At 50.8% G+C, this 24,594-nt stretch carries 21 protein-coding genes; 14 read left to right on the forward strand and 7 right to left on the reverse strand.

The window, feature by feature from the left end:
* Window positions 1–170 precede the first annotated feature (170 nt).
* Window positions 171–2,144 carry a TonB-dependent receptor plug domain-containing protein gene (locus ACZOWY_RS06615; RefSeq protein ID WP_484394068.1) on the reverse strand — a complete coding sequence of 658 codons (1,974 nt, stop codon included), beginning with the start codon at window positions 2,142–2,144 and terminating at the stop codon, window positions 171–173.
* A gap of 339 nt (window positions 2,145–2,483) precedes the next feature.
* Here ACZOWY_RS06615 and ACZOWY_RS06620 point away from each other — a divergent pair, with 339 nt between their 5' ends.
* Both ACZOWY_RS06620 and ACZOWY_RS06625 read left to right on the forward strand, forming a co-directional pair.
* Window positions 2,484–4,100 carry a Na+/H+ antiporter NhaC family protein gene (locus ACZOWY_RS06620; protein WP_484394073.1) on the forward strand — a complete coding sequence of 539 codons (1,617 nt, stop codon included), beginning with the start codon at window positions 2,484–2,486 and terminating at the stop codon, window positions 4,098–4,100.
* 169 nt (window positions 4,101–4,269) lie between these two features.
* Window positions 4,270–5,868, forward strand: a complete 1,599-nt coding sequence (locus tag ACZOWY_RS06625) for a helicase HerA-like domain-containing protein (protein WP_484394076.1) — start codon at window positions 4,270–4,272, stop codon at window positions 5,866–5,868.
* A gap of 55 nt (window positions 5,869–5,923) precedes the next feature.
* Here ACZOWY_RS06625 and ACZOWY_RS06630 read toward each other — a convergent pair whose 3' ends face one another.
* The 3 genes from ACZOWY_RS06630 to ACZOWY_RS06640 all read right to left on the reverse strand — a co-directional run bounded on the left by ACZOWY_RS06630 (window position 5,924) and on the right by ACZOWY_RS06640 (window position 10,947).
* Entirely contained in the window at window positions 5,924–8,458 is a 2,535-nt protein-coding gene (locus ACZOWY_RS06630; RefSeq protein WP_484394082.1) for a ribonucleoside triphosphate reductase, read from the reverse strand.
* A gap of 62 nt (window positions 8,459–8,520) precedes the next feature.
* Complete coding sequence (gene nrdG, locus ACZOWY_RS06635; RefSeq protein ID WP_484394085.1) at window positions 8,521–9,036, reverse strand: anaerobic ribonucleoside-triphosphate reductase activating protein; 516 nt, start codon at window positions 9,034–9,036, stop codon at window positions 8,521–8,523.
* A 369-nt stretch (window positions 9,037–9,405) separates the two neighbouring features.
* Entirely contained in the window at window positions 9,406–10,947 is a 1,542-nt protein-coding gene (locus tag ACZOWY_RS06640) for a hypothetical protein (protein ID WP_484394089.1), read from the reverse strand.
* Window positions 10,948–11,326: 379 nt separating this feature from the next.
* On the opposite strand from ACZOWY_RS06640, the gene ACZOWY_RS06645 reads away from it, so the two are divergent.
* The 5 genes from ACZOWY_RS06645 (at window position 11,327) to ACZOWY_RS06665 (ending at window position 16,060) form a co-directional block, all read left to right on the forward strand.
* Complete coding sequence (locus ACZOWY_RS06645; RefSeq protein WP_484394092.1) at window positions 11,327–11,551, forward strand: ESPR domain-containing protein; 225 nt, start codon at window positions 11,327–11,329, stop codon at window positions 11,549–11,551.
* A complete protein-coding gene (locus tag ACZOWY_RS06650; RefSeq protein ID WP_484394096.1) occupies window positions 11,527–11,976 on the forward strand; it encodes a nuclease/transposase family protein in 450 nt (149 codons plus the stop codon). Before ACZOWY_RS06645 ends, ACZOWY_RS06650 begins: the two co-directional genes overlap by 25 nt.
* Window positions 11,977–12,058: 82 nt before the next feature.
* Window positions 12,059–14,290, forward strand: coding sequence for a hypothetical protein (locus ACZOWY_RS06655; protein ID WP_484394101.1), 2,232 nt, complete (start codon window positions 12,059–12,061; stop codon window positions 14,288–14,290).
* Between the two features lie 81 nt (window positions 14,291–14,371).
* Window positions 14,372–14,599, forward strand: coding sequence for a hypothetical protein (locus tag ACZOWY_RS06660; RefSeq protein WP_484394107.1), 228 nt, complete (start codon window positions 14,372–14,374; stop codon window positions 14,597–14,599).
* Between the two features lie 279 nt (window positions 14,600–14,878).
* Window positions 14,879–16,060 carry an ATP-binding protein gene (locus ACZOWY_RS06665; RefSeq protein ID WP_484394111.1) on the forward strand — a complete coding sequence of 394 codons (1,182 nt, stop codon included), beginning with the start codon at window positions 14,879–14,881 and terminating at the stop codon, window positions 16,058–16,060.
* Window positions 16,061–16,313: 253 nt separating this feature from the next.
* Here ACZOWY_RS06665 and ACZOWY_RS06670 read toward each other — a convergent pair whose 3' ends face one another.
* Both ACZOWY_RS06670 and ACZOWY_RS06675 read right to left on the reverse strand, forming a co-directional pair.
* Window positions 16,314–16,919: a DUF1847 domain-containing protein gene (locus ACZOWY_RS06670; protein ID WP_484394116.1), complete on the reverse strand. Its 606-nt coding sequence runs from the start codon at window positions 16,917–16,919 to the stop codon at window positions 16,314–16,316.
* A gap of 123 nt (window positions 16,920–17,042) precedes the next feature.
* On the reverse strand, window positions 17,043–17,453 hold the full coding sequence (locus ACZOWY_RS06675; protein WP_484394122.1) for an ArsR/SmtB family transcription factor: 411 nt from the start codon (window positions 17,451–17,453) through the stop codon (window positions 17,043–17,045).
* Window positions 17,454–17,852: 399 nt separating this feature from the next.
* On the opposite strand from ACZOWY_RS06675, the gene ACZOWY_RS06680 reads away from it, so the two are divergent.
* Window positions 17,853–18,269, forward strand: a complete 417-nt coding sequence (locus tag ACZOWY_RS06680; protein WP_484394127.1) for a hypothetical protein — start codon at window positions 17,853–17,855, stop codon at window positions 18,267–18,269.
* A 117-nt stretch (window positions 18,270–18,386) separates the two neighbouring features.
* Here ACZOWY_RS06680 and ACZOWY_RS06685 read toward each other — a convergent pair whose 3' ends face one another.
* A complete protein-coding gene (locus tag ACZOWY_RS06685; RefSeq protein WP_484394132.1) occupies window positions 18,387–19,040 on the reverse strand; it encodes a uracil-DNA glycosylase in 654 nt (217 codons plus the stop codon).
* Window positions 19,041–19,215: 175 nt separating this feature from the next.
* Here ACZOWY_RS06685 and ACZOWY_RS06690 point away from each other — a divergent pair, with 175 nt between their 5' ends.
* The 6 genes from ACZOWY_RS06690 to purD all read left to right on the forward strand — a co-directional run bounded on the left by ACZOWY_RS06690 (window position 19,216) and on the right by purD (window position 24,464).
* On the forward strand, window positions 19,216–19,923 hold the full coding sequence (locus ACZOWY_RS06690) for an N-acetylmuramoyl-L-alanine amidase (RefSeq protein WP_484394138.1): 708 nt from the start codon (window positions 19,216–19,218) through the stop codon (window positions 19,921–19,923).
* 291 nt (window positions 19,924–20,214) lie between these two features.
* Window positions 20,215–20,706, forward strand: coding sequence for a 5-(carboxyamino)imidazole ribonucleotide mutase (purE, locus tag ACZOWY_RS06695; protein ID WP_484394143.1), 492 nt, complete (start codon window positions 20,215–20,217; stop codon window positions 20,704–20,706).
* Window positions 20,707–20,723: 17 nt separating this feature from the next.
* Complete coding sequence (purM, locus tag ACZOWY_RS06700) at window positions 20,724–21,785, forward strand: phosphoribosylformylglycinamidine cyclo-ligase (protein WP_484394147.1); 1,062 nt, start codon at window positions 20,724–20,726, stop codon at window positions 21,783–21,785.
* On the forward strand, window positions 21,778–22,386 hold the full coding sequence (purN, locus tag ACZOWY_RS06705) for a phosphoribosylglycinamide formyltransferase (RefSeq protein WP_484394151.1): 609 nt from the start codon (window positions 21,778–21,780) through the stop codon (window positions 22,384–22,386). The genes purM and purN overlap by 8 nt, the downstream gene beginning before the upstream one ends.
* Window positions 22,387–22,519: 133 nt before the next feature.
* Complete coding sequence (locus tag ACZOWY_RS06710) at window positions 22,520–23,113, forward strand: IMP cyclohydrolase (RefSeq protein ID WP_484394156.1); 594 nt, start codon at window positions 22,520–22,522, stop codon at window positions 23,111–23,113.
* 73 nt (window positions 23,114–23,186) lie between these two features.
* Window positions 23,187–24,464, forward strand: coding sequence for a phosphoribosylamine--glycine ligase (gene purD / locus ACZOWY_RS06715; RefSeq protein WP_484394161.1), 1,278 nt, complete (start codon window positions 23,187–23,189; stop codon window positions 24,462–24,464).
* Window positions 24,465–24,594 lie beyond the last annotated feature (130 nt).

Consider the following 24,594-nt stretch of genomic DNA (forward strand, 5'->3'; position numbering starts at 1 on the left):
ACTCATGCGCCTGCGGCTTCGAAACTCGGGGCTCCGCCCCTCAGACAGTCTCGCCGCTGCGTTGCATTTCGTCTCATGGAATGACACAAACGTTCCCGATGTTTTGCTTAATCCCTGCGCGCTTATTCTTTTTTTTAACTGTACATCTTAATTAATTATAACAATACGATTTAGTACGAATACACTACCCCAAACAATGCTGTCCGTCCGTAAGCGGGGAATTCACCGATATTGCGGGAGCCAAGCGCCTCGTATGATTCGTTGAAGAGGTTATGGACTTTAATGTAACTGCTCCAGTGTTTGTTGAACTTGTAGCCCAGGTTGACATCCACGACAAAGTAGTTGCCGGAGTACCAGCTTTCGTTTCGACCCAGTCCGGCCGTGAAAAGAAGATTGTTGGACCAGCGTTTGTCTTTGTACCGCAGTGCGGCTTTCAGCTGATGCCTCGCCACTTCTTCCGTGTAGGATGGGGCTTTGTCTCCCCAGTCAGTATTGGAATTGGTGTAAGTATACGAGAAGGTGGCATTGTATTTGGGGCTGAACACGTCTGTGATGGAAAGGTTGACACCTATTTGATGCAGGCTTTTTCCGTTGTCAGGACGCCATATAGCCCCGTTTTTGTACCACAAAATCGGATTTTTGGTATAGGACCAGAAGCCGCCCAGGTCTGCAAAGACTTTATCGCTGAATTGGTGGCGGATCCCTCCGCTGCCCTTCCAGCCCTTTTCCGGGTCCAGATTGGGATTTCCCTGGATTCTCTGGTTATTATAGTATAGTTCATCCAGAGTCGGCACAGCATAAAAATGCTGGATGGAACCGTACAGAGTCGTCTTTTTGTCAGGACGGTATTCACCGCCGCTGGTCGAAATGTAATGAGTGCCGAAGCCGCTATTGTGGGTGATTCCCCGGGTACTGGTAAGGGTCAGTTTTTTGATCTTGCGGACTCCTTTAATAAATGCGGTAATGTTGGTCCTGCTTTTCTTATAGTTCTTCCCAAAACTGCGATTGCCTTCACCGCCGACAGGGTCGCCTGACACATCATAGTTCGTATCACTGTCCACGCTTGTATGGCTCCATGACAATCCTGCCGCCAGGCTGCGGTTTTTCTTGAACTGCCAGCTGTCACGCCAGTCAATACCGTTGGTGTTTGTCTTCCAGCGTCCGAAAGAAGGCAGTATTTCCTGATCTTTCACACCGGCGGGACGGTATGTATCGCCCTGATTGTAATAATGGTATAAAGAAATATATCCCGGTGTTGCGGTATTTTCTTTGTAATTATAAGTTAAGGCCAGATGATTGGCCATTTTTTCGTAATCATAATCCGTTGGCTTATTCCGCGAGTACCAAAGTCCCCTGTCGTTACTGAAATGACCGTAGGTCAGGTTAAGGGAACGGTTCTTGGTAAACTGCCGCCCAATTCGGAAATACATTTCCCGGCGGTTTACGGTCGAATTGGGCATGGTCTCTTTAACACCGTCAACACTTTTGTAGTGCATGGCCTCCAGATTGGAACGGCCGCCGGTGCCGATCCAGTTCCAGCCTTTGCCGCTGCCTGCCAGCTGGGTCTCCCAGCGCCAGGCGTCGTAAGGCCCCCTGGCCCCTTCAAATTTAAAAGTATGTTCTTTGCCTTTTTTGGTAATAATATTGATTACGCCGCCGGGGTTGTCATAGTTTATAAAATTGTCGCCCACGGGGCCGTGCAGGATTTCGATACGTTCAATGGCCATCACCGGGGGCGTCATGTCCAGATCGTAGGTAGCACGTCCGTCCGCAAAACCGCTTGCCAGATTCTGTTTCCGCCCGTCGATAAACACGGCAACGCGGTCATCACCGTCGATACGGACGATCTGGTGGTTGGTGTTGACGGAACCGGGCGTTACGGTTACACCGGGGGCGTAGGTCAGGGCTTCCGCTACGGTTTCGTAATGGTTGTCTTCCATTTCTTCGGCAGTAATGACGGTGGTGAATGCCGGTACCGGCAGCAACGTTGTCTGAGTTACGGCACTGTGGGCGTCCGGACCCGGCATGGGCGCTGCCATGTGTGTATCAGCGGCAGGCGTTTCATTCGTTTCTGCTGCGTAAACGGGAAACACGCTGGCAGAGCAGGCCAGTAAAACCGCAGCGATTAATTTTCTGGAATACATAAACAATCCCTCTTTCTCAAAACTGAAACTATGGAACGGTTGATTACTATTTTGACAACCGGTTACACCTATTTGCAGGAATTTCCTGGTATTTGAAATTGCGTTGTTCTATAATTATTATTATACACAAAAAATGAAAGCATTTCACTTTTTTTTGATTTGACCAGCGTCTCCTTAAAAACGTTGAATTGTTAAAAAAGTTTTTCAAAGTTAACAGAAATTTTATCTAAATGTATATATGAATGTTTTTTATGCATTTTTACTGGACATATTTCCTGTTTTACGATAAAGTAATACTATACTTCAATAGTTATTTGTAAAATATTTTTTATATGGGGGATGAGTATTGTGAAAAAGGGAGAACCGAAGACATTGACGTACCTGTCACTGGTCGCCGTAGTACTGGTGCTGGCAGGGTTGGCATATGCGGTGGTACATAACCATATGCCGGTAAAGGAAACCGCATGGGCGCTGACGCCGCCCGTAATCGCCATCGCGCTGGCGTTGATCACCAAAGAGGTATACAGTTCCCTGTTCCTGGGGATTCTGACCGGTGCATTCCTGAATGCCGGATTTGATCTGGTGGGAACACTGAACCAGGTGTTCCAGGAAGGTTTGCTGACTGTTCTCTCCGATAAATGGAACGTGGGCATCCTGATATTCCTGATAATTTTGGGTATGATGGTACAGCTGATGAACCGCGCCGGCGGTTCCGCCGCATTCGGCCAGTGGGCTTCCACTCATATTAAGAGCCGTGCCGGTGCGCAGCTGGCGACCATGCTGCTGGGCTGCCTGATTTTTATTGATGACTATTTCAACTGCCTGACCGTTGGCTCCGTTATGCGGCCTGTTACAGACAAATATAATATCAGCCGCGCCAAGCTGGCATATCTGATCGACTCCACGGCGGCTCCGGTCTGCATCATTGCGCCGATTTCTTCCTGGGCCGCAGCGGTATCCGGCTTTGTAAAAGGGGAAAACGGTATCAGCATTTTTATCCAGTCCATTCCGTATAACTTTTATGCTCTGCTGACCCTGATCATGATGTTGCTGATCATCTTCCTGGGCATTGATTACGGCCCCATGAAGGTACACGAAGATAACGCCCTGGAGGGCGACCTGTTTACTACCGGTATTACGGCAGAAGCTGCTGAGTCGATGAAAAAGGGAGAAAAGATCGGCAGTGTGATCGATCTGGTGCTTCCCATCGTAATGCTGATCATCTGCTGTGTTATCGGTATGATCTACACCGGCGGCTTCTTTGAAGACAAGAGCTTCGTTGACGCTTTCGCCAACAGCGATGCTTCCGTGGGTCTGGTGTTGGGTTCTGCCGTTGCGCTGATTATTACGGTAGCGTTTTATCTGGCGCGTCAGTCCCTTCCTTTCGCGGACTGCATGGACTGTCTGCCGGAAGGGTTCAAGCAGATGGTTCCGGCCATACTGATCCTGTCCTTTGCCTGGGCCTTAAAGGCAATGACCGACAGTCTGGGCGCAGCCAAATATGTGGCAAGCATGGTAGAAAGTTCTGCCGGCAACCTGATGAATTTCCTGCCAGCCATCATCTTCCTGATTGCCGTATTCCTGGCTTTTGCCTCCGGTACGTCCTGGGGTACTTTCGGTATCCTGATTCCCATCGTTGTTTCCTGCTTCCAGGGTGTTGACCATCAGCTGATGATCATTTCCATTTCCGCCTGCATGGCCGGCGCAGTCTGCGGCGATCACTGCTCGCCTATTTCGGATACGACGATCATGTCTTCCGCCGGCGCCCAGTGTATCCATCTGAACCATGTTACCACCCAGATTCCTTATGCCATGACGGTGGCAGTGGTTTCCTTCTTCACCTTCCTGGTAGCCGGCTTTACCAAGAGTGCTATGGTATCTCTTATTTTCGGCATCGTGATTCTGTGCATGGGCCTGATGGCGATGCGCAGAAGAAATCTGGGGCAAAAAGAATAAAAGAAATTAGAGAACCAAAAACTGCGTCGGACGTACTGGCACACCGGTACGTTGCGGCGCAGTTTTTTATTTTAAATTCATACTTTTATATGGAAAGTTAGCGTAAATCATGTTAAAATATTTATAATAACCAGGAAGTTGCAATAACGGATGATAAGGAGGAAACAGCATGATAAAAGACGGAAAGATCTGGGTGGCCAATAACGATAAAGGCGAAAATATTTTCATCCTGCCGAAGATGGCAAACCGCCACGGCCTGATTGCCGGCGCCACCGGTACCGGTAAAACCATTACCCTGAAGGTGCTGGCGGAAAGTTTCAGTGACATGGGCGTGCCTGTTTTCATGGCCGATGTGAAAGGCGATGTCGCCGGTATGATGTGCCCCGGCCTCAACACGGAAGACATGCAGAAACGAATCCAGAAGTTTGGCCTGGCGGAAGCCGGCTTTGAATATAAAGGCTGCCCTGTAACGATTTGGGATATTTTCGGGCAGAAGGGAATCCCCCTGCGCACCACGGTTTCCGAGATCGGCCCCCTGCTGTTGGCCCGCATTTTGGAATTGAATGAGCTGCAGAGCTCTATTTTGAGTATCGTATTTAAGATTGCAGACGACAACCAGCTGTTGCTGATCGACACCAAAGATCTGAAGGCCATGCTGAATTTTGTCAATGAAAACCGCACGAAATTCGAAGCGGAATACGGCAAGATGAGCCCGGCTTCCATTACGGCCATCATCCGTGCAGTTGTGGCATTGGAGACCCAGGGGGGCGATGTGTTCTTCGGCGAACCGGCCCTGTCCATTGCGGACTGGCTGACCCAGGACTGCGGTAAAGGCATGATCAATATCCTGGACAGCGAGAGCCTGATCAATAACGGCAAACTGTATTCTACGTTCCTGTTGTGGATGATGTCCGAACTGTTTGAGACCTTACCGGAAGTAGGCGACCTGCCGAAACCCAAGATGGTATTCTTCTTTGACGAAGCGCACCTGCTGTTCAACGGTGCCTCCAAAGCACTGCTGGATAAGATTGAGCAGGTGGTGAAACTGATCCGTTCCAAGGGCGTGGGCATTTACTTCTGCACCCAGAGCCCCAAGGATATTCCTGACGGCGTACTGGCACAGCTGGGCAATAAAGTGCAGCATGCGCTGCGTGCCTATACCCCGGCTGATCAGCGGGCGGTAAAAGCAGCGGCAGCATCCTACCGGCCCAATCCGGAATTTGATACGGCATCCACCATTATGGAACTGGGCACCGGGAAAGCGGTGGTTTCTTTCCTCGAAGAAAGCGGTATTCCCGGCATGGTGCAGAAGGTTTCCATCCTTCCGCCTCAGTGCAGCATGGGATCGGCTTCCGACGCCCAGCGGGACCAGGCAATCAAAGCCAGCCTGCTGTACAGCAAGTATTCCAGTTTCTTTGACCGCGACTCTGCCTATGAGTTCCTGATGCGGCAGCAGCAGGTACAGGCGAAAGAGGCGGAAGAAGCAAAAGCCGCAGCAGAACAGGCCAAGATTGCAGAAAAAGAAGCCAAGGAAGCAGCGCTGGCTAAGGAAAAGGCAGAAAAAGAAGCGGCCCGGGAAGCAGAAAAGGCCGAAGCCGAAAAGAACCGTATGATCAAATCCGTAGGCGGCAGCGTACTGGGAACGGTGGGCCGCCAGGTGGGAAAAACGCTGGGCGGTTCCGTTGCAGGCAGCGTGGGCAAGACTGTGGGCGGTAATCTGGGCGCCAGTTTGCTGCGCGGGATATTCGGCACGTTCTTCAAGGGTTAACATTGCAAACAAAAAATCCCATCCAAACGGATGGGATTTTTTAATGCCGCAGTTTTCAGTGTTGCAGTCTGTCAATATACGTTTTAATCTCGTTTACATTGTAAAGCAGTTTGGTCTCGTTGCCGGTTTCGTCAATTAATGTGGGCACGGCGCAGATGTTGAATTTCTTTGCCATTTCCGCCCCTTCGGATTCTTCGGCGAAGAGCGGCGTGTATTCCACATGGGCTTCCTGCAGCATCTTTTTCACCATGTTGCAGTTGGGGCAGGTGTGGGTGGAGATCAGGTAGCGTTTTCCGTTGGAGGCAAGGGCTGCCGGGGAAGGAGCGCTGCTGTTCATGATGCTGGCAGACAGGTTTTTGGCGGCGTCCATCATCTGCTTGTCAGGGAGCTCCGCGGTCTTCGGGAATGCGGAAGCTTTTTTCGCTGCATCTGTTGCAACAGCTACCCTTGCGGAAAATTCCGCATCGCTTTCCATCTTTCCGTCCCGGTCAATGCGGACCTGCTCCGTGTTGTAGGTCTTGCGGTTCTGGAACTCACTGACCTTGCCGTCGTTCCAGTTCCGGACCGGCCGGTAGTAACCGGTGATGCGGGAGTACACTTCCGCATTGCGGCCGCATTTCGGGCAGGTGAAGTGCTCGCCCCGGATGTAACCGTGTTCCGCGCAGACAGAGTAGGTGGGGGACAGGGTGTAGTAAGGCAGCTTGAAGTTTTGTGCAATCTTGCGTACCAGGGTAGCGGCGGACTGCCAGTCGGGCAGACGCTCGCCCAGGAAACCGTGGAACACGGTGCCGCTGGTGTACAGGGTCTGCAGTTCATCTTCCAGTTCCAGTGCATCAAAGATGTCATCCGTGTAACCAACCGGCAGATGGCTGCTGTTGGTGTAGTAGGGCGCATTGCCGTCTTTGGCTGCGGTCAGGATGCCGGGGAACTCTTCCGTATCATGTTTCGCGAAACGGTAGGAGGTGGATTCCGCCGGGGTAGCTTCCAAATTGTACAGGTCGCCGTACTGTTCCTGATAATCGGACAGACGGGTACGCATGTGGTTCAGTACTTCGATGGCAAAGGCGCGTCCCTTTTCCGTGGTCATGTCTTCGTTGGGAAGCCACGCCGCATTCAGAATCGCTTCGTTCATGCCCACCATGCCGATGGTGGAGAAGTGGTTCTTGAAGGTGCCCAGGTAACGGCGGGTGTAGGGGTACAGGCCTTCGTCCATGAGGCGGCTGATCACTTTTCGTTTTACCGACAGGGAGCGGGCCGCGATGTCCATGTATTTATCCAGCGTAGCGTAGAACGCTTCCTTTGTCTGGCTCAGGTACGCGATGCGGGGCAGGTTCAGGGTGACCACGCCGATGGAGCCGGTGCTTTCGCCGGAGCCGAAGAAGCCGCCGGATTTTTTGCGCAGTTCCCGCAGGTCCAGACGCAGACGGCAGCACATGCTGCGCACGTCGGAAGGTTTCATGTCGGAATTGATGTAATTGGAGAAGTAAGGCGTGCCGTATTTGGCTGTCATTTCAAACAGGAGACGATTGTTCTCCGTGGCGCTCCAGTCAAACTCTCTGGTAATGGAATAGGTAGGAATCGGGTACTGGAAGCCCCGGCCGTTGGCGTCGCCCTCAATCATGGTTTCGATGAACGCTTTGTTCACCATTTCCATTTCCTTCTTGCAGTCGTTGTAGGTGAAGTCCATGTTTTTTCCGCCCACGATGGCCGGCATGTCCTTCATGTCGTCGGGCACGGTCCAGTCCAGGGTGATGTTGGTGAAGGGAGCCTGGGTGCCCCAGCGGGACGGGGTGTTCACACCGTAGATGAAGGACTGGATGCACTGTTTTACTTCTTTATAGTCCAGATTGTCGACTTTTACAAAAGGAGCCAGGTACGTATCAAAAGAAGAGAAGGCCTGTGCGCCGGCCCATTCGTTCTGCATGATGCCCAGGAAGTTGACCATCTGGTTGCAGAGGGTGCTTAAATGTTTGGCCGGTGCGGAAGAGATGCGGTCAGGAACGCCGCCCAGCCCTTCCTGGATCAGCTGCTTCAGGCTCCAGCCTGCGCAGTACCCGGTGAGCATGCTCAGGTCGTGGATGTGCATGAAGCATTTGCGATGCGCTTCCGCGATATCTTCATCATAAATTTCGCTGAGCCAGTAGTTGGCGGTGATGGCGCCGGAATTGGAAAGAATCAGCGCGCCCACGCTGAGGGTGACGGTGGAGTTTTCCTTCACGCGCCAGTCTTTGTCTTTTCCAATATAACCGTCTACCAGTTTTTTATAGTCAAGCAGGGTGTTCTTGGTGTGACGTGCCTGCTGGTGCTGTTTGCGGTATAAGATGTAGGCTTTCGCGGTCTTCACGTAATCGCATTTCATCAGCATGGATTCCACGCGGTCCTGGATGTCTTCCACGGTGGGAATTTCCTGAGAGTTTTCCCGCAGGTTGGTGATGACCATCAGGGTGATGGCGCCGGCGATGGTGGAAACGTTGCGTGCTTCTACTTCACCGGTGGCGATGAATGCTTTGGCGATGGCGTTTTCGATTTTTTTCTCGTCAAAAGGAACGGTGATGCCGTTGCGTTTTACTACATTCTTAAAATACGTCATGGTGGGTGTTGCCTCTCTCTTTCTTTTAAATTTGTTCTTTACCGCTCCGAATAAACCAGGTATTACTTTACTTTTGATTCCGGAAGTTCCGTTACAGTGCCTTCCGCTAAGGATCGCTGCACGTCGATGAGCCGCTGGTTGTCGCTGCCCCGCCAGATGGCGCGGCCGGTTTTCAGCCTTTCCACAAAGGGGCCGTCTACCAAAACGTCTAACCGGGTCAAAGCTTCTTTTGCTTTTTCGCCGGCAGCGCCCTTTTGGATCTGCTCAAAGGTCCAACCGGTGTAGAGCCAGATGTTCAGTCCGGCCTTTTTAACCGCGTCCGCGATTTCGATCACAGCTTCCGGCTGCAGAAGCGGATCGCCGCCGGAGAAGGTGAGGCCGTCCAGGTATTTGGTCTGTAAAATCTCCTGTACCACGTCTGCCGCATCCCGTTCTGTACCACCCATGGGGTCATGGGTCTCCGGATTCTGGCAGCCCGGGCAGTGGTGGGGGCAGCCCTGGAAAAACAGGACATACCGCACGCCGGGACCGTTCACGGAAGAATGCTTTTTGAAACCTGAAATACGGACTGTGCTCATGGAAACAACCTTCTCTTTACAGCGTTTTTCTGCATTTGTGCCAACGGGAGGCCGGAACGGTTTCGTCATTCCCGTGCCGTTGCTTCATTCCCGGACATCCCTCGGGGTTTTATCCCGCTTGGCAATATCCATTATAACACAATTAGTGTGCCTGTCAATACAAAAACACAAGATATTGTGTTTTTTCGTAAAAAAGGCTGAACAAGCTACAAGTCGTAATACTTCTTGTTCGGCTACATGTTTTTATAATAGTAAGCAAGAGGAACACAATGAAAAGCGTATAAGACAGAATAGAAAATAGCGGCATCCACAGGCTTGGATACCGCTTACCTGTTTTTTATGGCAGATTTTCAATGTTTTACAAAGTTGTCAAACTTTCCCTATCGCTTTATCCAATTTCGCGATGTACTGCCGCAGCTTTTTCAGGGTTTCCTCCCGGGAGGATGCGTTTTTTATGAACCCTTCCAGGTATTCGCAGAAAGCCGTAGTAATGGTAGGCTCTTTGGTATAGAACAGGGCCTGGGGGGACCTGGTGCTGAATAACAGCACGCCTGCCTGCTGGCTGGCCACGATGGAAAAGGAAGGAGCCACCGGCCTGCCGGTTACGGGATGGACTGCATCCGGCTCCGGCAGCGCCAGGCGATAAGTTTGTGTATCTTCCATCCGGCGCAGGGCGCTTTTCAGATGCAGACTGTATTCTTCCGGCGTGTAGAACAGGCAGGGAAGGCTGGACAGGTGGGTGAGGGGCACCTGTACTTTGCCGGCCATAACATCGTCCAGACCCGGCAGGTACAGGATGTCTATTACGTCATGGGCAGGGGTTTTGCCCTGCTTAAACAGCCAGCGATGGTGGTCGGCCAGGAAATCCCCAAAATTCTCGAAGCCGGGACGGCGGGAGAAACTCTCCGCCACTTCTTTCGGCAGGACCGAAAGGGACGGCGTGACATGGAACTGCAGCAGATCGCTTTCCGCCTTGCGGAAGGTTCCCAGGGCCGGAATGATCTGCTGGAAGTTGGCCGCCGTAAAAATCTGCATGAGAGGCCGGCACAGGGACAGGAAATCGTAGAATTCCTGTTCCAGGGCTTTCAGAGCGATGGGGTCATGGATCAGCATGTTTAGCCGGTTTTCACCGGATTCGCCGGTGGTGCAGGCCACGACGGCCGCTTTTTCCCTGGCGATGAACAGGGTGCGCCGGAACACGTTGTCCCGCAGTTTGGGATAATAATAGGATTCGATGGAACCGGTGGCATACAGGGGCGCCCATTTGGACACCGCCTCCAGCATCTCTTCAAAGGAACGGGTCAGGGTGTGGATGATCACGATACGGCCCCCCTGCTGTAACAGGGTCACCAGTAGCTGGCCCCACTGCCTGGCAAACTCCGGCTTTTCGTAAATCCACTCCATGTTTTCTTCCGAGTGGAGCAGCAGCGTCACCGGTTCGTGCCGGGCGGCCAGGCCTGTGAGGAAACGGATCACGGACTGGCGCTTGCCCTCGTTGCCCAGATAGAAGCCGGTGGTATCGCCAGCTGCGGAAGGCACCGCCTCTGCCGGGGCAGGAACAGCATCGCGTTCTGTGAAGTATCGGTTCAGGGATTCATAATCCAGTTCCTTCACATCTTCACTGAGCCATTGGGCAATCAGCAGGGTAGCTTCTTCCAGGGACTCCGGCCATTTGCTGTTAGGGCAGAGACGCCTTGCCAGGGTGTTGCGCTGGGCGGCCGTCTTCACCGCCCGGGCAAAGTAATCGGCGGCCGGAACAATGAAATCGCGGCGGCTGGGCAGACCCCGGTCGCCGGAACGGATGCGGCTGATATGGGACGCATCGAAAGAAAGGGCCCGGCCCAGCATATTGTTTTTGGTTCCCGTCACCTTCATGAGAAAATTCAGCTTATCGGCAATAATGTATTTCATAGGCTTTATCCTTTCGCGGATGCGCAACGCGAAATGGTGCGTTGCAGAATTGGATAATTAAAGTCATCATAATCCAATTTAAGTATACCATAAAACTGACGGGCGAAACGGTTACATGACTCCTTGCGTTTATTCTGAAAAACTTTAATAGAATAAAGGATTTAATAACTTAAAAAGTGACGGAAAGCCAGATGTGAGCAGGTGTTTATAGGGGGGGGTAAACCCATAAAAAATGACAAAAAAAGTAAAAGATCGCAAAAAAATGTCAATGACAAATTTTGTCATTCTATATAAATTGCTTAATGAACAAGGTATAATATTAATGGAATGCTATATTTTGCCAATTTTATAAATTGCAGATACAGAAGGGAGCGCCACCATGAACAAAATCTCCAAAGTGATCTGGAGCAAAGTACGGAACTGCTACGTGGCGGTGAGCGAAATCGCAAAACGGAACGGTAAGAGCTGTACCAGTGTAAACTGCGGCGCAAAGGCGAGCCGCAGCCGTGGGTTACGCATGGCTGCGGTGACGCTGGGCGTGACGGCAGCGCTGGTAAGCTTTGGCAACGGATCACGAAGATGCGCATGTTCGATGACACGTTGATGAATGCGGTGTTCGACAGACATATTGCAGAAACGGAGGTCTTGATTCAAATAATTCTGGGCAGGTATGACATCAGGGTTATTTCAACCAAGACGCAGGAAGAGTTCATCAATGTGTACGGCAGAATGGTCACGTTGGACATCATTGCCCGTGATACAGATAACAAACTGTATAACATTGAAGTGCAGCGCGACAAGTACAAGGCGTCGCCGCAACGGGCGCGGTATTTGAAGGAGAGCGAAGGAGGGAATGCGGAGATGTGTGAATTGGTAGAAGAATACGCCGAGAAGAAAGCCATGCGCGAAAAAATGAAAAATGCAAAAAAATTGATTGCCTTGAATAAACTGACGTTGCAGGAAATTGCAGAGAGTCTTGACCTGTCTTTAGCGACAGTGGAAGAGCTTGCAAAAGGAAGAACTGCATAAACAAAAATGAAATAGCTCCAAATTTATAAATTATATTTTAGTAATATTTATAAACCCAGTTAAAAATAAAGGAGGAAAAACGATGATACGGTACAGACATAAAACCCGGAAACGGCTGGCAAAGGTAGTCCTTGCGGCTTTGTTGTCCTCGGTGGGAAGCACAGCGTTCTTTATGCCGTCAGTGACAAACGCGGCTGAATTGACGGTTACGGGAATTAGTTTCTATCAAGGGAATTATACGTTTACCACAGAAGGGACAGGAACCTTAATACGTAACAATAACGGTATGTATGTTCCATCGGATTCTTCCGTAACGATTCTGAATCTGAATTTTGCTCAGACTCCTGGCGAAGAAGGCGGCGCTGCCTATCAATTTTATACGGGCGGTTATTCTGATGATGCTGTTGTTCAGGGAAAGACCGTTAACATCAGCGGCTTAACTAAGGGTATCATGGTATATGGTGGCGTGTCTAACGGATCAGGTGACGTAACCGGCAACACAGTAAATATGAGTGGAGGAGAGTTGCAATATATTTGGGGAGGGAGTTCTTCCTCAGGCAACGCAACAGGCAATACGGTAACTGTCAGCGGTGGCAAAGTGGGTACTGTTGTATATGGCGGCGCTTCCAGGAAGAGTGCCAACGACAATACGGTAACTGTCAGCGGCGGCTCTGTAAATGATGTGATAGGCGGCAATTCTGAATCAGACGATGCAACCGGCAATACGGTAACTGTCAGCGGCGGCTCTGTAAATGATGTGATAGGCGGGATTTCTAGAACAGGCAGTGCAACCGGCAATACGGTAACTATCAGCGGATCGCCTGATTTATCAAACAGTGAAGTTTACGGCGGTTATGCGGAAACCAGCGCGCAAAATAACACCATTAACGTTTTGTCCCCGGTAACAACAGAAGCTCTGGTTGGAGGATCACTAATCCATAACGCCGGTACGGTTGCCGGCAACACGCTGAACGTGGCGGCGAAAAATGTAACGACACTGCACATAAGCGGTTTCCAGAACATGAACTTCTACCTGCCGGCAGGTATTGCCAAAGACGATACCATGCTGACGGTGAACAGCGGCAATGCGACAGACGTAACGGGCGTGACCTTCGGTGTGGCGGCGTTAAGCGGCGTGAACCTGCAAAAAGGCGATACGGTCAACCTGCTTGTCAACAGCGACGGCCTGACCACGGACGATGAACTGCAGACCGTGGAGAGTTCGAAACTGGCCGAGGCTTCCTTCCTTACAGCGAACAATCTGAAAACCGATAAAAAATATGAACTGAGCATCAGCAAGAAAGATGATACTACCATCATCACTACGGTTGAGAATGTTGAAGAAGTAACGCCTGATCCGGAACCCAAATCCGGTTCCTCCGACCGGCTGAAGTCACCGATAGAAACCCGGATGGCAGTGGTGACCATGATTAACGCGGGTTCCGACCTGCTGGCCGGCCAGGGCATGCTCAACGCGCAGGCGGCGGCAGGAGACAAAGAAGCGGCCGGCGGTTTCAACAGCTTCGCGGCCGTAGGCCTTTCCAAGCTGCGGGCCATGAGCGGGTCTCATGTAGACATCAAAGGCATCGGGCTGAACCTGGGCTTTGCCAGGGAAATGGAAAACAGCAAGGGTAAGTTATTATTCGGACCGATTGTGGAATACGGCCACGGCAGTTACGACAGCTATCAGGACAACGGCCTGAAGGCGGACGGCAAGGCCAGCTACTGGGGGCTGGGTATTATAGCGAAACAGACAAACAACAACGGTTTCTACTATGAAGGCAGCCTGCGTGTCGGTCGTACGAAATCCGATTACAGTTCGCAGCTTTCTGAGGTAGCCCATGCTGATTATGACAGCAGCGCGACCTACTGGGCGGCGCATCTGGGCGCAGGCAAGCTGGTGGACATCGGCCACGACAACACGATGGACGTTTACGGGAAATATTTCTACAGCCATACGGGCAGCGACAGCGCCATGATTCACATTAACGGCCAGGATGACGCGGTCATGAATTTTGATTCGGTGAACAGTCAACGTCTGCGTGTAGGCGCCAGGCTGATCCATGCGCTGAACGAAAAGAACAAGATTTACGGCGGGCTGGCATACCAGTATGAGTTCAGTGGGGATGCCCGCGCGACGTACCGTGGCGATGGTACGCCGAGCCCGGGCGTGAAGGGAAGCAGCGGCCTGATTGAACTGGGCTGGCAGGTAAAACCCGGCAAGGGTCCCATGGCGATCGACTTCGGCGTAGCGGGCTGGGTTGGCAAGCAGCGCGGCGTTACGGCAAATCTCCAGGCCAACTGGACATTCTGATACGATGTAAAAATCAGGCAGTATTACTACCGCGCCCACGCAGGCGTAGGCAAAATCTTCCGGTACAAAGGCGGAAAGAGCTTGGACGTGTACGGCAAGTACTTCTATACCAAACGGGACGGCGTGGAGTTTGACGCAATGCAGCATTATGATCTGGCCAGTGTGAAGGGCAGTAGCGTTCGCGGTGAACTGGGCCTGCGGATGGAAGCCAGTAAGACCAACCCGTGGCAGACAGACATCAGCATCTACGGCTACGGAGGAAAACACCGTGGTTTTGGCGGCAACGTAAGCGTGGCGTACATGTTCTGATAAAAATAATAAACAAAACGGCGTCGTCATACAGGGGCGCCGTTTTTAATTTCAGGTGTAGCTGAAAAGTGGAAATTAAACAGCAAAGGGGAAGGCATAAGCAAATCCTTGACGGTTTTCCGCTTAACGTAGCGTAAAATGTATAACCTCTTCCTACTGGACAATTTTACAAAACTTATAAAAATCGTCCAGTAATATTGGACGATTCTTTGATTTTGTGTTAAAATGTCCAGTAGAAAACAGTACAATGCCATCAGCAGCCAATGGAGGGATTTCATTATGATCAAGCGTGAAAAATATATTGCGCCTGTCCGCGAGTTTTATGACAGCGACCTGATCAAGATTATTACAGGAATCAGACGCTGCGGCAAATCCGTCATACTTGGGGAAATATATGAAGAAATAAAAGCCAGGTCTGATAATATTATTTACCTTGATTTCGAAGATACAGCAGTCCTGTCAGCGCTGCCGGATGAGAAAACGTTGCTAAGTTATGTTGGGGCAAACCGCAAAGATTCTCTTTGTTATGTTTTTCTTGACGAAGTACAGAGGCTGGATGGCTGGGCCGGAGCCTGCCGGACATTACGGCTGCGGAATTGTTCTGTATTTGTCAGCGGCTCCAATTCAAAGCTGCTGTCGCGGGAATTTACCAAAGAACTGTCGGGCCGTTATGTTTCGTTCCGGGTACGGCCTTTTGTTTACAAAGAACTGGCGCAGTACGCGAAAGAACTTGGCAGGGAGATTTCGCTGACAGACTATCTCATCTGGGGGGGCTTTCCTAAACGGATCGAGTACAAGAGCGAACAGGCTCAGCGCGCCTACCTTAATGAACTCAATGAAACGATCATTTTAAACGACATTGTCAACCGGTACAAAATCCGCAAAACGGAAGTGTTCAAACGGCTGGCAAATTTTGTTTTCCTTTCCAATGGCAGGCTGCTTTCTGCCAGGTCTGTGGAAAAATATATGCGCGGCACGGGTCTTCCTTGCTCCCTTACAACGATTACAAAATTTATTGGCTATCTGGAAGAAGCATATGCCATTGCTACTGTCCGAAAATATTCAAAAAAATCCAGGCGCGAGCTGGAATACTACCTGAAAGTTTATGATGAAGATGTGGCGTTGAATTCCATCCGCGTTCTGAATAACAGATTCGACTTGACCCATAATTTTGAAAATGTTGTTTACAATGAACTGGTTTACATGGGTTACAATTTACAGGTTTATCATGACGGCGCCCATGAGATTGATTTTGTGGCCCATAAAGGGAACAAACAATATTTTATCCAGGCGGCGTATTCTGTTTCTGAAGAAAAAGCCTATGAACGTGAGTTCAGCGCTTTTGCGAAGATGGATAATTCCAGCCAGAAAATTTTGATTACTAATGATGAGATTGACTACAGCACCAGTACCGTGCGGCACATCCGTTTCCGCGATTTTGTGTTGCTGGATGAACTGTAAAATAGAAAGAAAATATGTACCCAGCAGCGATATCCAGCAAAGCCTTGTTTTGGCGGGTCGGCGTAATGGCAGCTTTCCCGAACAATACGATAAAATGCAGGTATGAAATGTTACTTAAAGACAAGATAATAACACTGTCTATATATATTAACAGAAAGCAGGCTGGAAAACCGCGCCACGACTCGAGTTGCGAAAAAAATCCGGTCACTGAAGTGACCGGACGGGGAATTCTGGGTTATCAATTTTACGCTTTTTACACTTCATCCGGGTCCAGAATCCCCAGCTTGCGTTTCCAGTACCGGGAATAGATGGCGCCCAGGGGATTATGGGCCAGCAGGCGGTCTTTGGCAACCAGCGCTGTTACCGGGCCGTCGCAGTTGGCGGTGAAAATAGCGTCGTGTCCTACGCAGAGACCACAGATGATGAACAGTTCCACGCCTTTTTCCTTCAGGAAGCGGGCCTGGAATTTGGGGTTGCACATGGCTTCGTGATCCAGCTCTGGTTTCACCTGCTTGAGGCCGTATTCTTTTTTGGCAAAGCTGCAGTTTTTGCAGCAGACGCTGTAAAATTCAAAACCCTGCTGGGTGTAATAGCGGGCGATGTACCGGGCTTCGGCGTTCAGACCGATGCAGAAGGCCATCCCTAATTTCTTATAGCCCATGGCCTTGGCAAACTCGGCAATTTCCTGCAGGCGGGTGATGTTGCTGTAAAACGTGCCTTCCACGTAGGCCGCGGCTTTCATGATTTTCAGTTCTTCGTCTGTGTAGGCCTGTTTTACTTCTTCATTTGATACTCCCGTGCAGTTAACGCCCTTGGTGTAGCAGGCGTGGGTGGGACAGTTTGCGCAATCAGCTTTCATGATGTTCCTCCTCGTATCTGGTTTTGGTAAAAGCAGCCGTTTCTTTGCAAAATATCTGCGGATAACGGATGCTTTATATGTTTTTACGTTTCTTCTGTTTATTGAAAAAGAAAAAACGGATGGTTAATCGGCCTCGCTGATTTTGTGGCGGATATGGGTGAGAGCTTCGTTCAGGATATCGATGACGTGCTGGTCATCCAGTGAATAATAAATACTCTTTCCTTCCCGGCGCGCTTTGACCTGGTTGGCCATACGCAGCAGTTTCAGCTGATGGCTCACAGCGGACTGGGTCATTCCCAATGCGGCGGCCAGATCGGTAACGCAAAGTTCCTCATGGGCCAGCGCATGGATAATCTTCATGCGGGTTTCGTCGCCCAATACTTTAAAAAATTCTGAAACAGCGCTGAGCTGTTTTTCTTCCAGCATCTGTGCCTGGACCTTTTTTACAATGGATGGGTCGTAATTTAAGGCCGGAGCAGAGATGATTTCCGTTTTCCGGTGAGAGACGGTACGTGAATCCTTTTTTGCTGCCATTGCTTTAAACCTGCCTGTTCAGAAAATTTGCGGAAAGAGCTGTATCATTCTGCAAGCAGGAAATGCATGAAGATTTTGTACAGTACAACTTTCCATATATGTTCCATTTGTTCAACTATGCAAATATTATAACATAGATTGTCTGAGAATGCCTGCCTTTTTGCAGTTGGGAATTTTCACTCTGAACGGTAATCCTGTTTTGGCGCAAAAAATCTGCCTTGAAAAAGACACAGAAGCAATGTAATATAGATTGTAGTAAAAGTACTATAGATTGTACTAAAAGCAGATAATGAGAATGAAAGAAGAAGAGATTGCTCATGCATCTTTTGACAGACGTTACGGATACGGTTAAAATCGGTTCTGTGCAAGTTTTTTTAGACTTTTATGGAGGAAACAACGATGAAACTGATTAAGAAAATAGTTTTACCCATCCTGTTATCCCTGTCCATATTTTTTTCTTCATCTGTTGCAGCCCCTGCCGCAGCGTATGCGTCCATTCTGCCGCAGGTGCGTGCGGTGCAGCTGGCGGAAGCCGCGCCTAATAACACGACCATTCCGGAAGTGGAAAAACCTGCATCCCCCGAACGTCCCGGCAATTCTAAATCCGGCAACGATTCTTCGTTCTTTGAAGATGTGCTTGAAAAGATTGCGGTGATGTTCCTGGTGTATATGTTTTTGGAAGCCATCAATGCTTTGTTGCATGACTTTTTCAATGACGGTGATACGAAGATCAAGATTACGCCTAAGGAAAAGACGAACCCGTCTGACCAGAAGCAGGAGAAAAATATGAAACGGCTGCCGGCAGAGCAGGTGTGAGATTGCAAAATTGAACGGAAAAGAATATCGGTACAATTGAATACGAACACAAAAAAGACGAAGCAGCATGCGTTACGCGACTGTTTCGTCTTTATATTTGCAGTAGTTGCTGTTCTGTTACGGATTTCTCTTTTGGAATTTTGCAAACAGGTCAACCGGTTTTTCTGAACACAGATTGTAATCGGGGCAGGCTTCCACCGCTTTGGCCCGGGCCAGCTGTAAATCATGGTACACGTCCCACTTGGCCTGCACCTGGGCATGTCCGTACTGGCGCAGAATATACGAGGGGTGGAAGGTGGCGATGCAGTCGTACCCCTGTGGCGTTTTGAACCATTTGCCCCGCTGCCGGGTGATGCGCATGGCCGGGTCGCCTAAATAGTGCATGGCGACACTGCCTAACGCCACGATTACTTTTGGCTGCAGAATGGCGAGCTCCCGTTCCAGCCAGATTTTGGCGCAGAAGTCCGCTTCCGCCAGATCGGGGGTGCGGTTACCTTTGGGACGGCATTTTACGATGTTGGTGGTCAGTACCCTGTCCCGTGTCATCTGGACAGACCAAAGCGCTTTATCCAACAGCTGCCCGGAAGGTCCGATCAGCGGACAGCCGTAATCATCCTCCACGCCGCCGGGGCCTTCGCCGATAAACACGATGGGGCTGTCCGGGCAGCCGTACCATCCTACGGGAGCCTGGCAGTCGCCCCGCAGATGGCAGGAACTGCATTTATCCAATTGTGCGGCCAGTTCGGCCAGCTGATTTTCTTTTATGCTCATGGTCAACCTCGTGGTATAATAGATTACAGAATCTTTTCTGTATGGAGGCGCTGATTAAACGGGTTTGTGCGCTGTCCTCAGCGTGCAGACGAATGAATCAATGTTTCCGTAAATAATTTTACAGGAAGTTGCCTTGTCATGTCAAAGGTTTATGTGGACACAAGGAGTTATACGTATGAAACGGATTCTTACGCTGTTACTGGCGTTGCTGTTTTGTGTGCCGGTTGTTTCGGTAAACGGGAAAACAATACCGGTAAAAGAAAAAAATCTTGAACAGTCTGCTGCAGCTTCGTTACGCACCGTGACTGCGCCGGTGATCATTGACAGGCCGGTCCGTCTTACGGAATACCGGAAACAGCTGATACGTGAGTATGCATTTCAGCATTACGGTGAGGAATTTACGGAAATCGTTCCCCAGGCGGTCATCGTGCACTGGACGGAATCGCCGGAGGCGGACGGGGTGTTTGATTATTTTTATAAGGAAACCAGAAACGACGGCACGCTGAATGTATGCTCCCAGTTCCTGGTGGACCGGGACGGCACCATTTTCCGCCTGACCCCGGAGACCATGCTGGACCGGCATGCCATCGGGTACAACTGGTGTGCCATCGGTATTGAAAATGTGGGCGGCACTGCCAACCGGGAAGATTTAACAGAGGCACAGCTGCAGGCCAATGTGCTGCTGATCCGTTACCTGCAGGAGAAGTATCCGACGGTTCGTTACGTGTGGGGGCATTACCAGCAGACGTTGGCGAAGAAAAGCGGCCTGTTCAGGGAAAATGTCAGCGACTATTTTCACGGTAAGGTGGACCCGGGACCCAAGTTTATGAAAGCGTTGCATAAAAAACTGAAAGATACAGGACTGCTGTTTTTTGAGCCGTAAGTTTTATGGTATTGTAAGTATTACGGAATATAGAGAGGACACCGGTGTAACGGGTGATACGTTACAAAGCGCGCAGGCTTTTGCCGGTGTTTCTTTTTTTATATAAATATAATGTAAGAATCGCTACAATGTGATTGACACTGTTTCGGCATATTGGTAAAATTACTATGAAACTTTACTGGAAGGTAAGGTCTGTTTCGTATACGCAAAATAAAAAAGTATTGCAATATGCTGTGACGTTTGGGCAGCATGTGAATAACAATTTGGGATACTGGAAAAGGGGAAGTCAAAATGAAAGTTGCCATTATTATGGGAAGCAATTCAGACTGGCCGATTTTGGAGCCTGCTGAGAAAACACTGAAAGAGTTTGGTGTGGAGGTTGAAGTAGTGGTAGCTTCCGCCCACCGCACGCCGGATCAGGTGCACGAGTTTGCGGCCGGCGCCAGAGACCGGGGTGTGGAAGCAATCATCGCGGCAGCGGGGCTGGCGGCCCATCTGGGCGGTGTCATCGCAGCCTATACTACGTTGCCGGTCATCGGGATCCCCATCAGCGGCGGACCGCTGAAAGGAATGGACGCGCTGCTCAGCTTTGTGCAGATGCCTTCCGGCGTGCCGGTGGCCACTATGGCTATTGACGGGGCGAAGAACGCGGCGATCTTTGCGGTGGAAATTCTGGCAGGTGCCCATCCGGAACTGGTGGAAAAACTGGCGGCGTACCGTGTTAAAATGCAGGAAGAAGTGGCGGCGAAAGCGGCGAAGCTGGCGGCCATGCGCGGAGAATAAGAGTACAGGAGGCTTTCATGAGCGAAGAGAAAAAGCAACTGACGTATGCGGATGCCGGGGTGGATATCGATGCCGGCAACCGAGCGGTAGAACTGATGAAGGACAGTGTGCGGGCCAGTTACCGGCCGGAGGTCATCGGCGACCTGGGCGGGTTTGGCGGTCTGTTTGCGCTGGACACAAAAAAATACAAGGAACCCATCCTGGTGTCCGGTACGGACGGGGTAGGCACGAAATTAAAATTTGCTTTCCTTACGAATAATCACAGCACCATCGGCCAGGACGCGGTGGCCATGTGCGTCAACGATATCCTGGTACAGGGAGCGGAACCGCTGTTCTTCCTGGACTACATTGCAGTAGATAAGGTGGATTCCCAGAAGGTGGCGGACATCGTAAAAGGTGTGGCCGATGCCTGCCGGGAAAGCGGCTGTGCGCTGATCGGCGGCGAGACGGCGGAGATGCACGGCTTTTACGCAAAAGACGAATATGATATTGCCGGGTTCTGTGTGGGCGTGGCGGAACGCAGCAAGATGATCACCGGGGAAAAAGTGAAAGCGGGCGATGTGTTGCTGGGCCTTCCGTCCTCCGGCGTGCATTCTAACGGGTTCTCGCTGGTACGCAAGATCTGCTTTGATGTGATGAACTTTACGGTGGACACCGTGATTCCGGAATTCGGCTGCACCCTGGGCGAGAAACTGCTGACTCCCACCCGCCTGTATCCGAAGACCTGTCTGCCGCTGATCGAAAAGTTTGATATCCACGGCATGGTTCATATTACCGGCGGCGGTTTCTATGATAATATTCCCCGTATCCTTCCGGACGACTGTGACGCGGAAGTGAATGCGGACGCCTGGGACGTGCCTGTAGTATTTAAGAAACTGCAGGAATGGGGCAACGTGCCGGATAAGGAAATGTACCGCACCTTCAACATGGGCGTAGGCATGGTGCTGGTGGTGGATCCGGCGGAAGCCGACGCGGTACGGGCCCACCTGAAAGAAAGCGGAGAAGTCTTCTACGAGCTGGGTAAGATTGTTCCGGGCCATAAGACTACCGTTATGAAAGGCGGCGTTTTCGGTGCGTAAAAAAATCGGCGTCATTGTAAGCGGACGGGGCAGCAACCTGCAGTCCATCATCGACCATATTGCAGAAGGCAAATTGAATGTGGAAGTGGTCGTAGTAGTCAGTGACCATAAGGATGCCTTTGCGCTGGAGCGGGCGGCCAAAGCGGGGATTCCCACTGCTGTAGTGGAACGGAAAGGCTGCAAAGATAAAGAAGAGTTTGAAGACAAAATCGACGCGGCGCTGCGTGAAAAAGGAGCGGAACTGGTGGTGCTGGCCGGGTTCATGCGTATCCTGACGGGGCATTTCATCAGCCGCTGGGAACATAAGATCATCAACATCCATCCGGCGCTGCTGCCCAGCTTCAAGGGGCTGGACGCGCAGGGTCAGGCGGTGGATTACGGTGTTAAGGTAGCAGGGTGTACCGTTCACTTTGTGGACGAGGGCACAGATACCGGTCCCATCATTTTGCAAAAGGTTGTGCCGGTGCTGGACGACGATACAGAAGAAACGCTGGCAGAACGCATTCTGGTGGAAGAACACAAAGCGCTGCCGGAAGCCATCCGGCTGTGGGCGGACGGAAAGCTCACAATTAAAGGGCGCAAGGTTTACGTGGCAAAATAAAAAACGGTTTTGACAGTTCGCGTCGTTGCAGCGGCGAGGGCGTGAGATATGTTTTGAAAGCAGTAAAAGGCAGTAACATGTGAAAAGGAAAGCGAAAGACAAGAAGAAAGGTAGAAGGCAGAGAGGAGAACGTATGAAAATCAAGAGAGCGTTACTGAGTGTTTCCGACAAAAAGGACATTACCAAACTGGCTGCGTTCCTGCATGAGAACGGAGTGGAGATCATCTCTACCGGCGGCACCATGAAAGCCATTAAAGACGCAGGCATTCCCGTAACCTATGTCAGCGATGTAACCGGCTTTCCGGAAATCATGGACGGCCGTGTCAAGACGCTGAATCCGAAAATCCACGGCGCGATTTTAGGCGTGCGCAGCAATCCGGAACACATGGCCCAGATGAAAGAACACGGCATCATTCCGATTGATCTGGTGGTGGTCAACCTGTATCCTTTCAAGCAGACCATTGAAAAACCGGGTGTAACGGAAGAAGAGGCCATTGAGAATATCGATATCGGCGGTCCGGCCATGGTGCGGGCTTCTGCCAAGAATTTCCGGGATGTGGTGATCATCACCAATCCGGAACGGTATGATGCGTTGATGGACATGCTGAAAAAAGACGGCGACATTGACCTGAAAACAAGAAAATCGCTGGCTATGGAAGCATTCAAACATACTTCCGAATACGATGCCATGATTACCGGCTATCTGCAGAAACAGCTGGAAAAATAAACGTATTGCAAAGTGCATGGCATCTGTTGATGTTTGTATGTGCTTTTGTAAATTAAAACTGTGAGGCGTAAACATGAATATTTTACTGATTGGCGGCGGCGGCCGGGAACATGCACTGGCATGGAAACTGGCACAGAGTCCGATGGTGGAAAGCATCCGGGTAGCGCCGGGCAATCCCGGTATCGGGTTACTTCCCAAATGTGAATGTGTTGCGTTGGATTTAAATGATTTAGATAAAGCAGCTGATTATGCGGAAGAGTACAGCATCGATCTGACGGTGGTAGGGCCGGAGGCCACGCTGGTGGCTGGAATTGCCGATGTGTTCCGCTCCCGCGGGCTGCCGATTTTCGGGCCGAATCAGAACGCGGCGGAACTGGAAGGGTCCAAAGCCTTTTCCAAAAACCTGATGCAGAAATACCATATCCCTACGGCTGCCTTTAAGGTTTGCACAGATATTGATTCCGCGAAAGCGTTTGTAGAAGAACAGGGCGCGCCGATCGTGGTGAAGGCGGACGGGCTGGCTGCCGGCAAGGGCGTAGTGGTAGCGATGACGAAAGAAGAAGCCATGGCTGCCATTGATGAGATGATGGCGGACCATAAATTCGGGGAAGCCGGCGCCCGGGTGGTACTGGAAGAGTTCATGGATGGCGAGGAAGCGTCCCTGCTGGCATTCACCGATGGAAAAATCGTAGTGCCTATGGTCGCGTCCCAGGACCACAAACGGGTCAATGATGGGGATAAAGGCCCCAACACCGGCGGCATGGGTGCTTATGCCCCGGCGCCCGTGATGACGGAAGCCCTGCGCATCAAAGCAGAAGAAACCATTCTGAAACCTGTAATTGCCGCGTTAAACAAGGAAGGCCGTCCTTATTCCGGCTGCCTGTACGCCGGTCTCATGATCAAAGGCGACAGCGTCAAGGTGGTAGAATTTAACTGCCGTTTCGGCGATCCGGAAACCCAGGTGGTATTGCCGTTACTGGACAGCGATCTGGCCCAGATCATGCTGGCCTGTGCTACAGGGACGCTGGACGCTTCCATGGTGAAATGGAAAAATCAGGCTGCCGTATGCGTGGTCATGGCTTCGGGCGGTTATCCCCAGTCTTATGAAAACGGCAAAGTCATTACCGGTCTGAAAGAAGCCGGCAACATGGAAGACGTGGTGGTATTCCATGCCGGGACAAAAGAAAAAGACGGACAGGTCGTCACCGCCGGCGGGCGTGTGTTAGGCGTCACCGCACTGGCCAAAGATATTAAGAGTGCCAAGAACAAAGCCTATGAAGCGGCAGATAAGATCCACTTTGATAAAGTCCATTACCGGAAAGACATTGCCTGGCGCGCATTGAAACGCTGATGCAGCGGGTTACGCAGAATTTTGCCAAGAGGGAGCCGGCGGAGAGGTTTCTTTTGTCTGTGACAGAGTAAATTAAAAAAAATTTCCGTCAGGGGTTGCTTAACGTCCGTCTATGTTTTATAATGTTCGT

It is taken from the genome of Succiniclasticum sp. (assembly GCF_056977735.1).